The 13,943-nt window shown below is 71.3% G+C and carries 14 protein-coding genes and 1 riboswitch; of the genes, 8 read left to right on the forward strand and 6 right to left on the reverse strand.

Annotated features, from left to right (window positions below; genetic code table 11):
• Window positions 1-378 precede the first annotated feature (378 nt).
• Together HUT06_RS06270 and HUT06_RS06275 are read right to left on the reverse strand one after the other, a co-directional pair.
• Window positions 379-1,620 (reverse strand): IS256 family transposase, encoded by a 1,242-nt coding sequence (locus HUT06_RS06270; RefSeq protein WP_176194839.1) that lies wholly within the window; start codon window positions 1,618-1,620, stop codon window positions 379-381.
• A 1,332-nt stretch (window positions 1,621-2,952) separates the two neighbouring features.
• On the reverse strand, window positions 2,953-3,690 hold the full coding sequence (locus tag HUT06_RS06275; RefSeq protein WP_176194840.1) for an SDR family NAD(P)-dependent oxidoreductase: 738 nt from the start codon (window positions 3,688-3,690) through the stop codon (window positions 2,953-2,955).
• A 113-nt stretch (window positions 3,691-3,803) separates the two neighbouring features.
• Between HUT06_RS06275 and HUT06_RS06280 the strand changes: the two genes are divergently transcribed.
• The 3 genes from HUT06_RS06280 (at window position 3,804) to bluB (ending at window position 5,741) form a co-directional block, all read left to right on the forward strand.
• Window positions 3,804-4,427, forward strand: a complete 624-nt coding sequence (locus tag HUT06_RS06280; protein WP_176194841.1) for a TetR/AcrR family transcriptional regulator — start codon at window positions 3,804-3,806, stop codon at window positions 4,425-4,427.
• Window positions 4,424-4,870 (forward strand): NUDIX domain-containing protein, encoded by a 447-nt coding sequence (locus tag HUT06_RS06285; RefSeq protein WP_176194842.1) that lies wholly within the window; start codon window positions 4,424-4,426, stop codon window positions 4,868-4,870. Before HUT06_RS06280 ends, HUT06_RS06285 begins: the two co-directional genes overlap by 4 nt.
• An 18-nt stretch (window positions 4,871-4,888) precedes the next feature.
• Window positions 4,889-5,083: riboswitch (cobalamin riboswitch) on the forward strand.
• 31 nt (window positions 5,084-5,114) lie between these two features.
• Window positions 5,115-5,741, forward strand: coding sequence for a 5,6-dimethylbenzimidazole synthase (gene bluB, locus HUT06_RS06290; RefSeq protein WP_176194843.1), 627 nt, complete (start codon window positions 5,115-5,117; stop codon window positions 5,739-5,741).
• On the opposite strand, the gene HUT06_RS06295 is transcribed toward bluB, so the two are convergent.
• On the reverse strand, window positions 5,638-6,816 hold the full coding sequence (locus tag HUT06_RS06295; RefSeq protein ID WP_176194844.1) for a glycosyltransferase 87 family protein: 1,179 nt from the start codon (window positions 6,814-6,816) through the stop codon (window positions 5,638-5,640). The two genes, bluB and HUT06_RS06295, sit on opposite strands and share 104 nt — an antisense overlap.
• Before the next feature lie 133 nt (window positions 6,817-6,949).
• Here HUT06_RS06295 and HUT06_RS06300 point away from each other — a divergent pair, with 133 nt between their 5' ends.
• From HUT06_RS06300 to HUT06_RS06315, 4 genes are read left to right on the forward strand one after another with little or no spacing between them, the layout of a single operon-like run.
• Window positions 6,950-8,059: a sensor histidine kinase gene (locus HUT06_RS06300; RefSeq protein WP_176194845.1), complete on the forward strand. Its 1,110-nt coding sequence runs from the start codon at window positions 6,950-6,952 to the stop codon at window positions 8,057-8,059.
• Complete coding sequence (locus HUT06_RS06305) at window positions 8,056-8,730, forward strand: response regulator transcription factor (protein WP_176194846.1); 675 nt, start codon at window positions 8,056-8,058, stop codon at window positions 8,728-8,730. The genes HUT06_RS06300 and HUT06_RS06305 overlap by 4 nt, the downstream gene beginning before the upstream one ends.
• Window positions 8,731-8,768: 38 nt before the next feature.
• Window positions 8,769-9,152, forward strand: coding sequence for a BlaI/MecI/CopY family transcriptional regulator (locus tag HUT06_RS06310; RefSeq protein ID WP_176194847.1), 384 nt, complete (start codon window positions 8,769-8,771; stop codon window positions 9,150-9,152).
• On the forward strand, window positions 9,149-10,054 hold the full coding sequence (locus HUT06_RS06315; protein ID WP_176194848.1) for a M56 family metallopeptidase: 906 nt from the start codon (window positions 9,149-9,151) through the stop codon (window positions 10,052-10,054). The genes HUT06_RS06310 and HUT06_RS06315 overlap by 4 nt, the downstream gene beginning before the upstream one ends.
• Here HUT06_RS06315 and HUT06_RS06320 read toward each other — a convergent pair.
• Together HUT06_RS06320 and HUT06_RS06325 are read right to left on the reverse strand one after the other, a co-directional pair.
• Complete coding sequence (locus tag HUT06_RS06320) at window positions 10,011-11,501, reverse strand: MFS transporter (protein WP_217711225.1); 1,491 nt, start codon at window positions 11,499-11,501, stop codon at window positions 10,011-10,013. The genes HUT06_RS06315 and HUT06_RS06320 overlap by 44 nt on opposite strands.
• A 47-nt stretch (window positions 11,502-11,548) precedes the next feature.
• The gene (locus HUT06_RS06325) at window positions 11,549-12,037 is read right to left on the reverse strand and encodes a MarR family winged helix-turn-helix transcriptional regulator (protein ID WP_176194849.1); all 489 of its coding nucleotides are present in this window, start codon (window positions 12,035-12,037) and stop codon (window positions 11,549-11,551) included.
• A gap of 226 nt (window positions 12,038-12,263) precedes the next feature.
• Between HUT06_RS06325 and trpS the strand changes: the two genes are divergently transcribed.
• The gene (gene trpS, locus HUT06_RS06330) at window positions 12,264-13,316 is read left to right on the forward strand and encodes a tryptophan--tRNA ligase (protein ID WP_176194850.1); all 1,053 of its coding nucleotides are present in this window, start codon (window positions 12,264-12,266) and stop codon (window positions 13,314-13,316) included.
• Here trpS and HUT06_RS06335 read toward each other — a convergent pair.
• Entirely contained in the window at window positions 13,313-13,930 is a 618-nt protein-coding gene (locus tag HUT06_RS06335) for a TetR/AcrR family transcriptional regulator (RefSeq protein WP_176194851.1), read from the reverse strand. The two genes, trpS and HUT06_RS06335, sit on opposite strands and share 4 nt — an antisense overlap.
• Between the last annotated feature and the right edge of the window lie 13 nt (window positions 13,931-13,943).

Genomic DNA, 13,943 nt, shown 5'->3' on the forward strand with positions numbered 1-13,943 from the left:
AGCGGCCCGCATCCACGAGCCCAGCCGCAGCCTCCCGCCCAAGCTGACCACCTGCCATGCAGACCAAAGCCGGCATGGATCGCAGGTATGTGCCCCTGCGCCAGGGTGCCTCGCCAGCACCGGCCAGGCCCTCGCCTCAGACTCGTCGAAGGCCGCGTTGGCCAAATCGGACATGGTTTGGTCGCAAATTCACAGCCCCACGCCCGGTCGCGCCGCCACCATGATCCCGGAGACACCCCTCGGCCCCGCTACCCGACCACGCCCGGCCCAGGTCACAGGAGTGGCAGACCCACGCCCGCGACCACCGCGCCCCACCCGCAGGTGACGTCCACTGGAGTGGTGTAAGAGTTGATCTTCGCGTGATCCTGTTTCTGCAGGTTAAGCGGTGAGTTCCTGCTGCTCGGTAGCGGGGTCGGGTGTGGTGCCGTCGATGACGCGCAGCCGGGCTTTGGCGAGGCATTCCGGGCCCATGTAGCGGCGGGCCTCGGTCCATTCGTCGGTCTGCTCCATCAGCACCGCGCCGACCAGGCGGACGATCGCGGCCCGGTCGGGGAAGATCCCGACCACGTCGGTGCGCCTGCGGATCTCCTTGTTCAGGCGCTCCTGCGGGTTGTTGGACCAGATCTGCCGCCAGAGCTGGCGCGGGAAGCCGGTGAAGGCCAGCAGATCGGGTCTGGCCTGGTCCAGGTGCTCGGCCGCGTCGGGGTGCTTGGCCTCCAGCGAGGCGACGACCCGTGCGTGCTGGGCATGGACCTCCTCGGCGGCGGGCTGGTCGAAGATGGTCCGCACCAGCGTCGCCACCCACGGCTGCGCCGACTTGGGCACCCTGGTCAGCAGGTTGCGCAGGTAATGCGTCCGGCACCGCTGCCAGCCCGCGCCCGGCAGCGTCGACCCGATCGCCTCGACCAGGCCCCGATGCGCATCGGAGATCACCATCTGGACGCCCGACAGGCCGCGCGCGACGAGCCCGCGCAGGAAGGCGAGCCAGCCGGCTCCGTCCTCGGCCGAAGTGACCTCGACCCCGAGGATCTCGCGGTGCCCGTCGGCGTTGACCCCGGTGGCCACCAGCACATGCACGTTCACGATCCGGCCGCCCTCACGGACCTTCTGAGTCAGGGCGTCCACCCACACGAACGCATACGGGCCGCTCTCCAACGGCCGGTTCCGGAACGCCGCCACCTGCGCGTCCAGCACCTTGGACATCTCCGACACCTGGCTTTTGGAGATGCCCTTGATGCCCATTTGCTCCACCAGCTTGTCCACCCTGCGCGTCGACACCCCCAGGAGATAGGAGGTGGCCACCACCGAGACCAGGGCCTGCTCGGCCCGGCGACGCCGCTCCAGCAGCCACTCGGGGAAGTAGGACCCCGACCGCAGCTTCGGGATCGCCAACTCCACGGTGCCGGCGCGGGTGTCCCAGTCCCGGACCCGGTAGCCGTTGCGGCGGTTCACCCGGTCCTCTGAGCGGGTCCCGTAGTCGGCGCCGCAGACCGCGTCCGCCTCCGCCGACATGAGGGCCTCGGCCATCGTCTTGACCATCGACCGCAACACATCGGGCTCACACACCCCGATCTGCTCGGCCAGCCACCCCGCAGGGTCCACACTGTTGTCCACGGCCATCGCGTTCCTCTCCTTCTGATCTTGGTCGATTCGAAGGATCACGCGATGGCCGTCTCACGTCACGACGCCACGCCCTCTGACCAGGTCAAACTCATACACCACCTCCGTGGACGCAACCCCCCCGCACGGCTCTGCAGCCGCCCCCGGCTAGTCACCCACCACGCTCGAACAGGGCCGCCACGGGTTCACAGGCGCGAGCACCCGCCCACCTATCACCCCGCCCGCACGGCTCGAGGCCCGGTCACTCAGACTGGCCGGGCCCTATCCACTCAGACTGGCCGAGGACCATGCTGGCCGAAGGCGGTGTGACCGCACCGCAAGCCCAGAACCCCAGGCTCTCGGACGCGGCCCCTCCAACCACCACCACGGGTCAGGAGACGCTCACCCCGACCGCCCACGGCGCTCCCGGGTCACAAGATCAGCAGGCCGACGCTCGGTCGTCGTCGTCCCAACGGCACGGGCGTGCGACCGTCCATCCAGTTAGGGCTCGTCCGGGGGAGTTAGCGGTGTTCAGCGTCTGGCGTCACGGCGTCGAACAGGGCCCAACCGTCCACTTCGACTGTTCCGACAGTGGGCCACAGCCCACTGGCTATGGCCTCCTCCATCAGTGCACGAACGGTGCTGGGCTTGTGGAGGTTCAGATACGCCCGGTCCGGTAGGCGCATCGCCGCGCCCTCATCGAAGTGACCATCAGCGATGACCCGGTCGTGTTGCGGCCTGAACACCAGACGTAGACGGCCCGACTCTCCTCGGCGCCACAGCGTCACCGTGCTGCTGCACCCGGGGTAGCCTCGCGCCCGGTCGTGCCGATGCGCGAAACACCAGCCGTAGACCGCTCTGCCCACCACCGAGCGGCGGACCCTGCGTCTGCTCGCCACAGCGGCACTCTAATCACCCGCTGTACTGGGGGAGGCCACGCGCCAGGCCCGCGTCCACACCCCCACACGCGGACGCCCCACCACAAGCCCGGAGACGCGCCCGCCCTGGCCGCCCACCGCGCTCGTCCTAGAAGGCACGTGATCGGCCAGGCCTGCGCCGGCGTCCTGCCGGCACGGCCCTGAAGACCCACCCCGGTTGTCCGCCGCCGTTGCTGAATGTCGGCGACGTTTGCGGAGCGAGGCGGCCGGTGGTTGCTGGAGCCCGTGTATTGCGTTTCTGTCTTTGATGGACACGATCAGTTGCCTGGGTGTCCGCCGTGCTGGGGCATCGCGGGGCTCCCGTAGGGACGCGCGGCGCCGGTTGCCCCGCCGACAGGGTCCGTCCCACCAGTTTGGTTCCTGCTGCCTTGGTCGGAGGCCGTTCATGCGGTCGGCGGGGTGGTGGGGTGGGCTGTTATTGGGTCTGGTCGGTTGGGCGGATGAGGATCTCGTTGACCGCGACGTGTTCAGGCTGCGTGAGTGCGTACACGACGGCGTTGGCTATGTCTTCGGGTTGGAGTGTGCGCATGGCCGAGGCCATCTGCTGGGCGGTTGCTCGGCTTGCCGGGTCGGAGATGTGGTCGGCCAGTTCGGTGGAGACGAAGCCCGGTTCCACCAGGACCACGCGCACGCCCTGGGTGGTGACTTCCTGCCGGAGTGCCTCGGAGAAGGCGTTGACGCCGAACTTCGTCGCGGCGTAGACGCCGCCGCCCGCTGATGCGATCCGTCCTGACGTCGAGGAGACCTGGAGGACGGTGCCCTTGCTCTCCAGGAGGTGCGGCAGGGCCGCGTGGACCGCGTACATCGAGCCGAGCAGGTTCGTTTCGACCATGCGGGTCCATTCGGTGGTGTCGGCGCCCGCGATCGGGCCGCTGAGCATCACCCCGGCGTTGTTCACCAGGACGTCCAGGCCGCCGAAGTGTTCGACGGTCGCGGCGACCGCGGCCTGCACTGACCGTTGGTCCGTCACGTCCAGGTCGAGGGGGAGCACCTCGCCCGGTGCCTTGTCCGCCAGGGCCGTCAGGCGGTCGGCTCGGCGGGCGCCGGCGGCCAGGCTCGCGCCGGCGGTGGACAGGGCCAGTGCGGTCGCCTCGCCAATGCCCGAGGACGCTCCGGTGACCAGGATGACCTTTCCGGCGAGCGTGTCGTTCATGTCGTGTCCTTTCGTGGCCCACCTAAGCGGACCGGGTGGTCACCTTAGCCTAGCTCATAAGCGGACCGATTGGTCACCTTAGATAGAGTGGGCGCTGGAGGAAGGAGCGGCACATGGCCAGAACCGTCCCGTCGCGCAGTGACGCGGTGCGCAATCGGCGGCTGCTGCTGGACGCCGCGGCCCGGACGTTCGCCGAGCGCGGGGTCGAGGTGTCCATCGGGGAGATCGCGGAGTGCGCCGGGGTGGGCAAGGGCACGGTCTTCCGGCACTTCTCCTCCAAGGCCGATCTGCTCGCGGCGATCATGCTCGGCATGCTGGACGAGCTGGAGAGCACCGGGACCGCGCTGCTGGAGGACGACGATGCCGGGCGGGCGCTGCGGGAGTTCATGGCCGCCGGGGTGGAGATCTTCGTCAGGGACCGGGCGTTCTGCGAGGTCGTCGGCCGTCCGTCGCTGCAGAGCGAGCAGGTGCGGGAGGCGATCCAGCGGCTGCGCGACGTCGCGGAGGAGATCACCGACCGTGCCCGGCGGCAGGGGGCCGTGCGGCCGGACGTCACCGGCACCGATGTGGTCCTGCTGCTGACCGGCATCCAGCACACGGCGGCGCCGCTGCTGGACCATGAGCCGCAGGCCTGGCGGCGTTATCTCGAACTGGCCCTCGACGGGCTTTCCGCCGGCTCGCGGCCGGACCTGCCCTACCCGCCGCCGGGGCGGCTGTCGCTTGGTCCCGGCGTTTGAGTCCGCCCAGGATTCGTGTCGCCGCTTATGTGGTCAGGTACGGCTCCGGTCCTGAGCTGCTCGTCTTCGACCACGTCGGCATGCCGGACGCGGGGACTCAGGTGCCTGCGGGTGGTGTGAGGGGCGGCGAAGATCTGGTGCGTGCCGTTCTGCGGGAGGTTTTTGAGGAGACGGGGCTTGGCGATGTCTCGGTTGTTCGGCGTGTTGCTGTTGAGGAGAAGCCGCATCCTTGCACTGGCGAGCCTCGCAAGACGTCGTTTTTTCATCTTGTCGCGGGGGCGTCCGTGGCGGATGCGTGGGAGCACGTGGTGGACGGTGATGGCGGCGATGCGGGGTTGAGGTTTGCGTGCCGGTTCGTGGCGTTGCCGTTGGTGCGGCCGCTCGCGGACGACCAGGGGGCTTGGCTGGGGCTCATCGACCCGGCCTTCGGTCGTGAGCGTTGACGGCGGTAGGGTCGCCGGTGGCATGAACTGATGCGGGGTGCCCCTTCGTGGGGAGAATCGGGAAGCCGGTGTGAATCCGGCACGGGCCCGCCGCGGTGACCGGGGAGCTGCCGTCCACGCGCGTTTGCGCGGCCACTGGCCGGAAGGCTGGGAAGGCGGGCGGCCGGCGTCGATCCGGGAGTCCGAAGACCGGCCCCGCTCCACGCGGCCGCCCTGTGGCGGCCCGACGCAGCGGGAGCCTGCCATGGAGCTTTACGACGTCATCCACCGCCGCCGCGATGTGCGTGCCGAGTTCACCGGTGCGCCCATTGCCCGGGACGTTCTCGACCGGGTGCTCGCGGCGGCGCATGCCGCGCCGAGCGTGGGGCTGTCGCAGCCCTGGGATTTCATTCTGGTGAGGGATGCCCGGCTTCGGCGTGCCTTTCATGAGCATGTCGAGGGGGAGCGGGCCGTATTCGCTCGCGGTCTGCGTGGGGACGCCGCTGAGCGGTTCGCGAAGATCAAGATTGATGGGGTTCTGGAGTCTTCCCTTTCCGTTGTGGTCACTTACGACGCCGCTCGGGGCGGGCCTGCGGTTCTGGGACGGCACGCGATCGCGGACGCGGGGCTGTACTCGGTCTGCCTGGCCATTCAGAACCTGTGGCTGGCCGCTACGGCGGAGGGCCTCGGCGTGGGGTGGGTGTCGTTCTACCGGGAGGCCTATCTGCGTGAGTTGCTCGGCATTCCGGTGGACGTTCGTCCGGTCGCCTGGCTGTGTCTTGGGCCGGTCAGCCGTCTGCAACCCGCTCCGGATCTCGAACGGCACGGGTGGCGGCAGCGGCGGGCACTGGACGCCGCTGTTCACCTTGACCGGTGGGCGGGGCGGTCTTGAGGCGGATCGCCATGTGGGCCAGGAAGGCCATGCCGGCCAGCAGGTAGCAGTTGGCGATCGGGGTCAGGAAGATGTGGAAGCCGTATTGGAGCGGGTGGCCGTTGTGGGGCGTCCACCAGAGGGGTGAGAGCGCGAAGAGGACGTAGGCGGCCAGGGCGGTTTTGCGGTTGCCGTTTCTGAGGAGTACCGCCAGGGCCGGGACGATCCATACCCAGTGGTGCGCCCAGGAGATGGGGGAGACCAGTAGGCCGGTGGCCCCTGTTACCGCCGTTGCGGCCAGCCAGTCGCCCCGCCTGGCCCATAGGACGGCGATCGCCAGGCCGATCGCGCCGATCGTCAGGGGGATGGCGGTGTACCAGTCGCCTACTTCGGCCGTCCCGCGCAATATGCGGGTCAGCGTGCCGTAAGGGGATTGATTGCTGATGTACGGGACGCCCACGCGGGACGTGTCGTAGAAAGTGTCCAGCCAATAGACGCGGGACGCTTCCGGGGCGATGGCGTAGGCGAGCAGGGTGCAGGCGGCGAAGGTCGCCGTCGCGGTCACGGCGTCTCTCGTGCGCCTTGTCAGCAGGAGCAGGACGACGAAGACGGCCGGGGTCAGTTTGATCGCGGTCGCGATGCCGATGGCGATTCCGGCGGGGCGGCCCTGGGCGGCGCGGTGCATGTCGGCCAGGACCAGGGCCAGCAGGAAGAGGTTGACCTGGCCCAGGAAGAACGAGTGGTAGACCGGTTCCAATAGGAGGCCGGCCGCTACGACCGCGATGAGAGGAGCCCGCCGGCCGGTCAGTCTCAGAGCCGCCCGGCAGGCCCAGATGAAGGCGGCCAGCGCGGCGAATTGCCAGATCACGCGGGCCACGGTCAGGGGTAGCAGGGAGAGGGGAGTGAAGAGAGCGGCGAAGAACGGGGTGTTGGTGAACCAGTGGTCGGCCAGTTGTTCCGTGTAGAGGCGGGTGCCGTCTGCTATGGCGTCCCCGCCCAGCCAGTAGATGCGGAAATCCAGTGAGTCGTAGGCGAGAGAGAAAATTGCTATTGCCGCGACTTCGATGGCCAAGAGCAGTGGCACCCAGCGTTTCATGCGGATAACGGTGTCGGTGGGCCCGGTTTTCGCGCATCGGGCCGTCGCACACATTCGCGGAACGCCCGTTAGCCCACGGGATTACGCCTGCGGGCCAATGTGTGGGGGAACGGCCGGCGGTTACGATCGGCGCATGTCAGCCCGAGTGCGCCGCCTCAGCGGGGCGGTTCTCCTCTGGTCGGGAGCCGCTCTCTATCCCGGCGTCCTGTTCCTCGTCCTCTCCAGCGGGTGGCTCGTCTCGCCGGAAGTGGACATCCTGCTCTGCGCCGCCAGCACTGTGCTCGTCGCGGTGCTGCTGCGGCGGCATCCCCTCCCGGCCCACGCGATCCTGCTCTTCGCCTGGATCCTGGCCCTGGCGGAGACGGAGAACGGCGCCGTCGCGGGCGGGGAGATCCTGCTCACCGACCTCGCGGTCTGCTACATCGCCGCGACGCGTCGGCGCCGGGTCTCGGGTTCCGTGGCGGTCGTCACCGGCGTCCTGCAGCTCCTGTCCGTCACGGCGTTCCTGATGCCGGACGAGGTGCTCCTGCTCACCATCGTCCTGGCGATGGTCGTCGTGTGGATGACGGGGAACTCCATCCGGGTGCGGCGCGCGCACGCCGAGGAGATGCGCGAGCGGGAGACCGCGCAGGCCGTCGCCGCCGAGCGGCTCCGGATCGCCCGCGAGCTGCACGACATGGTCGCGCACAGCATCGGGATCATCGCGATCCAGGCGGGCGTGGGCGGACGGGTGATCGAGACGCAGCCGGCGGAGGCCCGCAACGCGCTGGGCGCGATCGAGGCCACCAGCCGCGACACCCTGTCGGGGCTGCGGCGGATGCTGACCGCGCTCCGCGCCGACGATCCCGCGCCGCTCGGCCCCGCCCCGGGCCTGGCCGACCTCGACGGGCTGGCGGCGGCGACCGCGGACGCCGGGGTCGAGGTCGACATCCGCCGGACGGGGGAGCCGCGGGCGCTCCCGCCGGACGTCGACCTCTCGGCCTACCGGATCGTCCAGGAGGCGGTCACGAACGTCGTCCGGCACGCGGGCACGGACCAGTGCCGGGTGACGATCGACTACCGCGAGGGTGAGCTCGCGATCGAGGTGGCGGACGAGGGGCGCGGCGGCGTGGTCGGCGCCGGGTACGGCCTCGTCGGGATGCGGGAGCGGGTCGCGCTGCTGCGCGGCGAGTTCGCCGCCGGGCCGTGCCCCGCGGGCGGGTTCCGGGTGGCGGCCCGCATCCCGGCGCCGGCGGCGGCATGACGATCCGCGTCGTGCTGGCCGACGACCAGCCGCTCATCCGCGCCGGGCTGCGCGTGCTGATCGCCGACACCCCGGACCTGGAGATCGTCGGCGAGGCCGGAACCGGCCGCGAGGCGGTCGACCTGGTCGAGGACCTCCGGCCCGACGTCGTCGTCATGGACATCCGCATGCCCGACATGGACGGCATCGAGGCCACCCGCCGCATCACCGGGGCGCACGTCATCATGCTGACCACGTTCGACGACGACGAGTACGTGTACGGCTCGCTGAAGGCGGGTGCGAGCGGCTTCCTGGTCAAGGACATGGCGCTGGAGGAGATCCTCGCGGCGATCCGCGTCGTCGCGGGCGGGGACGGGCTGATCGCGCCCGGCGTCACCAAGCGGCTGATCGAGGAGTTCGCCGCCCGTCCCGAACCCGCCGCGGCGCCGGAGCGGGCCGAGCCGCGGCAGGTCGCCGGGATCACCGACCGCGAGCGCGAGGTGCTGGCCCTGGTCGGGCGCGGCCTGTCCAACCAGGAGATCGCCGACGAGCTCTACATCAGCGTCGCCACGGCGAAGGCGCACGTCGCGCGGCTGCTGGCGAAGCTGGCCGCCCGCGACCGGGTCCAGCTGGTCATCATCGCCTACGAGCTGGGCCTCGCCGGGCCCCCTACCAGCGGTAGTACTACCTGACGTGGTGACCTCGGTATCGGTCGGATAACCTTGAAGCCGTGAAGGGTCTGGGAGAGCTTGAACGCACGGTCATGGAGGTCCTGTGGGCGCGGGAGGACGCCGGCCACGAGGCGGCGACCGCCCGTGACGTGAGCCGTGCGCTCGCCGGCGACCGGGACCTCGCCCACACCACGGTCATGACCGTGCTGGACAGGCTCGCCAAGAAGGACTTCCTGGAGCGCGAGCGCGACGGCCGCGCCTGGCGCTACCACCCGGTCGCGAGCCGGGAGATGTACGTGACCGAGCTCATGCTGGGCGCGCTGAACGAGACCGGCGACCGGGACGCGGCGCTCGCGCACTTCGTCCGGTCCGTGTCCCGGGACGAGATCGACGTGATCCGGGAGACCCTCGCGGGCCTCACGAGTAAGGAACCACCGGCATGACCGGCGCCGCCCTGCTCGCCTTGATCTCTCTCGGGACCGTCGGCGGGGCGCACTTCCTGTCCCGCGCTCGGTGGACGTGGCGAGCGCCGCGCATCGGTATCGCGCTCTGGCAGGCCCTGGGGCTGTGCTGGGGCGTCGCCACCATCGGAGCGCTGCTCGGCCTCGCCCTCCTCCCGTACCGCAAGGGCGTCCTCGGCGGGCTGCCCGGCCTCTACGACGACCAGGCGGCGCGGCTCGGCGCCGTGCAGGTCGCGGCGCTGCTCGGCGCGATCAGCCTGGCGGGCGTGCTGCTGGTCATGCTGATGTTCGCGGTGGTCCGGGTGTTCCGGGCCCGGCGGCGGCACCGGGCGCTGCTCGCGCTGGTGTCGCGCCGCGACTCGTCCGTGCCCGGCACGCTCGTCCTCGATCATCCGGGCGCCGCCGCGTACTGCGTGCCGGGCGTCCGCTCGCACAAGGTCGTCGTCAGCGCCGGGACGCTGGAGCTGCTCGACCGCGGCGAGCTGGCCGCGGTCCTCGCGCACGAGCGCGCGCACGCGCGCGAGCGCCACGACCTGGTGCTGCTGCCCTTCACGTCGCTGCGCCAGGTGTTCCCGCAGTTCCACCTGGTCGGGCGGTGCCTGGACGCGGTGGAGCTGCTGATCGAGATGGCCGCCGACGACCGGGCCCGGCACCACCACCCGGCGCGCGAGCTGGCGACGGCGCTGCTGCGGTTCGCCGCCGCCCGCCCGGCCGCCGCCCCGTCCGGGACGCTCGGCGTCGCGCACGGCGACATCCCGGTGATGGCGCGGGTGAACCGCCTGCTGGAGCCGGAGCCGGTGTCGCGCCGCATGCGCCTCGCCGCGTCGGTCGCCGTCCCGGTCATCGCCGGCCTTCCGCTGCTGCTTCTCGTCCTGCCCCACTAGCCGGCCCGGGCCCCGCCGGAGCGGTGGCCTGGGGCTTCGGGCGGTGCAGGACGAGAAGGGACACCGCCAGCGCGGCCACCAGGAGCCCGGCGGAGACGCCGAACGCCAGGTGGTAGCCGCCGGTGAGGGCGTGGGCGGCGTCCTGCCCGTCCGCGCGGAGGGTCTCGGTGCGGGACGCGGCGAGCGTCGTCAGGACCGCGACGCCCAGCGCCATCCCCACCTGCTGGACGGTGTTGAACACCCCCGACGCGAGGCCCGCGTCCTGCGGGCGGGCGCTCGACATGCCGAGCCCGGTCAGAGACGGCAGGACGAGCCCGGCGCCCGCGACCAGCACGAACACCGGGAGCAGGTCGGTGGCGTAGTCAGCGTCCACCGGGACGGTCGTCAGCCACGCCATCGCGCCGACCAGCAGCACCAGGCCCGCCATCAGCACGAACCGCTCACCGAGCCGGTTCGACAGCCGCGCCGACACCAGCAGCGACACCGCGCCGATCGCGACGGCGGCCGGGAGCATCGCCAGGCCCGTGTCCAGCGCGCTGTAGCCGAGCACCTGCTGCATGTAGAGGGCGACGACCACCTGGAACGAGAACATCGCCGACAGGGTGAGCAGCTGGACGGCGTACGCGCCGGCCACGTTCCGCGAGCGCAGGATCCGCAGCGGCATCAGCGGGGTCGCCGCCCGCGCCTGCCGGACGGCGAACCCGGCGAGCAGCAGCAGCGCCACCGCGCCGAGGCCCAGCGTGTGGGGCGAGATCCAGCCGTGGCCCTCGACCTTCACGACCGTGTAGATGCCGAGCATCAGCCCGGAGGTGACCAGCAGGGCCCCGGCGATGTCGGCGCCGGCGGACAGGCCGAGCCCGCGGTCGCGGGGCAGGGCGGGGAGCGCCAGCAGGATCGTGGCGAGGCCGATCGGCAGGTTGATCAGGAAGATCCAGTGCCAGCTCAGCGCGTCGGTGAGCACGCCGCCGAGGACCTGCCCGATGGACGCGCCCGCCGCGCCGGTGAAGCTGAAGATGCCGATCGCCGTCGCCCGCTCGCGCGGGTCGGTGAACAGCGTCACGAGGATGCCGAGGACGACGGCCGTGGCGAGCGCTCCGCCGACGCCCTGCAGGAGGCGGGCGGCGATCAGCACGCCGGACGTGGTGGCCGCCCCGGCGAGCGCGGAGGCCGCCGTGAACACCGCGTTCCCGGCGAGGAACAGCGTCTTGCGGCCGACGAGGTCGCCGAGCCGGCCGGCGAGGAGCAGCAGGCCGCCGAGCGGGATCAGGTAGGCGTTCATGATCCAGCTGAGCCCGGCGGGGGAGAAGCCGAGGTCGGCCTGGATGGCGGGGGCGGCGACGGTGACGATGCTGCCGTCGAGGATCGCCATCAGCATGGTCGCCGACAGCACGCCGAGCGCGGCCCAGCGGGACCGCGGCAGGGTGGAAGGGGTCGTCTCCTTGTCCATGGAGCGACCGTAGCAGATGGTTTTGTTATAGACGATCCTTCGTGGATCTATTTTTGGCCCTGTCGGACGCGCCGGGCCGGCCGGCCGGTCTCGACGGGGGTCGACAGATGCCCGGTGACCAGGGTGTTCAGGGCGCGGACGAGCACCTCCCGCTCGCCGTCCGGCAGCGACCCGAGGGCGGCCGCGTGCACGCCGTCCACGATCCGCTGGCTCTCCGCCGCGACCCGCGCGCCCTCCTCGGTCACCGCGATGATCCGCGCGCGGCGGTCGGTGGACGACGGCCGGCGCTCGGCGAGGCCCGCCTTCTCCAGGGCGTCCACGGTCACGACCATGGTCGTCTTGTCCATGTCGCCGATCTCGGCGAGCTGGATCTGGGTGCGCTCCTCCTCCAGCGCGTGGACGAGGACGCAGTGCATGCGCGGCGTCAGCCCGATCTCGGCGAGCGCCGCCGTCATCCGGGTGCGCAGCACGTGGCCGGTGCGGTCGAGCAGGAACGACAGGTCCGTCGTCGTCCGGCTGGGGGCCATCGAAGTCATGCCTCCAGCCTACCCAACTTGTTCTGTTGCGGATTATCTGCTAGAGGCCGCATGCCGTCGTCTATGCTGGAGGCATGAACCGCGTATGTCTGGGCTGGTGGCCGTCCTAGGACGGCCGACGCTCACGCATGCCACAGGGCCGTCCGCTGGACGGCCCTTCTGCTTCTCGGTGACCGGGGCCGGTCCGGCGGGACGGCCGCCCGCCCAGCCCCACCGAGGAGAGACCATGGAGACCACCGCCGCCACCACCGTCACCACCGCTGAAGCGCGCGGTCGCGAGCTGGAGCAGCAGATCGCCGCCGACCCCGGCGCGTTCCGCATCCTGACCGGCGACCGCCCCACCGGGCCGCTGCATCTCGGCCACTACTTCGGCACCCTCGCCAACCGCGTGCGCCTGCAGCGGGCCGGCGTCGAGCTGTTCGTGCTCGTCGCCGACTACCAGGTGCTCACCGACCGGGACGTCGCCGACCGCCTGTCGGAGTACGTCGAGGGCCTGGTCGCCGACTACCTGGCCGCCGGGATCGACCCGTCCGCCGCGACCGTATTCCGGCACAGCGCCGTCCCGGCCCTGAACCAGCTCATGCTGCCGTTCCTGTCGCTGGTGTCGGTGCCGGAGCTGAGCCGCAACCCGACCGTGAAGGACGAGATCGCCTCGTCCCGGCAGGCGTCGGTCAGCGGGCTGATGTTCACCTATCCCGTCCACCAGGCCGCCGACATCCTGTTCTGCAAGGCCAACCTCGTCCCGGTCGGCAAGGACCAGCTCCCGCACCAGGAGATCACCCGGACGATCGCCCGCCGCTTCAACGAGCGCTACGCGCCGGTCTTCCCCGTGCCGGACGCGCTGCTGTCCGCCGCCCCGGGCCTGCTCGGCATGGACGGCCAGAAGATGAGCAAGAGCCGCGGCAACGCCATCGCGCTGTCCGCCGGGCCGGACGAGACGGCGAAACTGATCAGGCGGGCGGTGACCGACGCCGACCGGCACATCGCCTACGCCCCCGAGACCCGTCCGCAGGTGTCGAACCTGGTGCTGCTCGCCGCGCTCTGCCAGGGCCGCGACCCGCACGCCGTCGCCGCCGAGATCGGGGACGGCGGCGGCGCCGCGCTCAAGAAGGTCGTCACGGACTCGGTCAACGAGTTCCTCCGGCCGATCCGCGCCCGCCGCGCCGAGCTGCTCGCGGACCGGACGTACCTGCGCGGCGTCCTCGACGCGGGCAACGAGCGCGCCAACGCCGTCGCCGGCCGCACGCTGGCGGAGGTGAGGGCGGCGATGGAGTCCTAGTGCGGGGCGATGCCGCGCAGCACGACGGCGACCAGGTCGCCGGCGCCGGCCCGCGGGACGCGGTGCGCGATGTCCTCGCCCTGGAAGAGCGCCGACAGCACCGGTTCGTGGCAGGCACCGACGATCATGGACGTGGCGGCGTCCACCGGTGCGTCGGCGGCGAGGCGGCCGAGGTCGCGCTCGGCCCGCAGGTAGCCGGCGAGCCGGGACCGCCAGTCCTCCTCGCCGCCGCTCAGCGCCGAGAACCGGGCGAGCACCTCGGGCTGCGCGACGAGGCCGGCCAGCGCGGGCACGAGGGCGCCGTGGGCGGCCATCCCGTGCGCGACGTATGCGCGCAGGTTCTCCTCGACGGTCGCGGTGCCGGGCTCGGGCAGCGGGTCGAGCGCCCTGCCCACCGACTCCGCCCGCGCCCGCAGCGCGTGCGCGAGCAGCTCCTCCTTGTCGGCGAAGTGGTTGTAGAGGACGCCGTCGGCGACGCCGGCCTCGCGCGCGATCGCCCGGACGGTCAGCCCGGCCGTCGCGCCCTCGGCCATCATCCGCTCCGCCGTCGCGATCAGGTGCTCGCGCAGGGTCCGGTCGCCGGCGCGCAGCGCGGCCGCTTTTCGAGGTGACATCACCGCGCATCGT

The organism is Actinomadura sp. NAK00032, assembly GCF_013364275.1.
Lineage (GTDB): Bacteria > Actinomycetota > Actinomycetes > Streptosporangiales > Streptosporangiaceae > Spirillospora.

Bases quoted from the DNA above. Each gene is read 5' to 3' on its own strand.
- HUT06_RS06270 (WP_176194839.1), bottom strand. From the start codon at position 1,620: ATGGCCGTGGACAACAGTGTGGACCCTGCGGGGTGGCTGGCCGAGCAG.
- HUT06_RS06275 (WP_176194840.1), bottom strand. From the start codon at position 3,690: ATGAACGACACGCTCGCCGGAAAGGTCATCCTGGTCACCGGAGCGTCC.
- HUT06_RS06280 (WP_176194841.1), top strand. From the start codon at position 3,804: ATGGCCAGAACCGTCCCGTCGCGCAGTGACGCGGTGCGCAATCGGCGG.
- bluB (WP_176194843.1), top strand. From the start codon at position 5,115: ATGGAGCTTTACGACGTCATCCACCGCCGCCGCGATGTGCGTGCCGAG.
- HUT06_RS06295 (WP_176194844.1), bottom strand. From the start codon at position 6,816: ATGAAACGCTGGGTGCCACTGCTCTTGGCCATCGAAGTCGCGGCAATA.
- HUT06_RS06300 (WP_176194845.1), top strand. From the start codon at position 6,950: ATGTCAGCCCGAGTGCGCCGCCTCAGCGGGGCGGTTCTCCTCTGGTCG.
- HUT06_RS06305 (WP_176194846.1), top strand. From the start codon at position 8,056: ATGACGATCCGCGTCGTGCTGGCCGACGACCAGCCGCTCATCCGCGCC.
- HUT06_RS06315 (WP_176194848.1), top strand. From the start codon at position 9,149: ATGACCGGCGCCGCCCTGCTCGCCTTGATCTCTCTCGGGACCGTCGGC.
- HUT06_RS06320 (WP_217711225.1), bottom strand. From the start codon at position 11,501: ATGGACAAGGAGACGACCCCTTCCACCCTGCCGCGGTCCCGCTGGGCC.
- HUT06_RS06325 (WP_176194849.1), bottom strand. From the start codon at position 12,037: ATGACTTCGATGGCCCCCAGCCGGACGACGACGGACCTGTCGTTCCTG.
- trpS (WP_176194850.1), top strand. From the start codon at position 12,264: ATGGAGACCACCGCCGCCACCACCGTCACCACCGCTGAAGCGCGCGGT.
- HUT06_RS06335 (WP_176194851.1), bottom strand. From the start codon at position 13,930: ATGTCACCTCGAAAAGCGGCCGCGCTGCGCGCCGGCGACCGGACCCTG.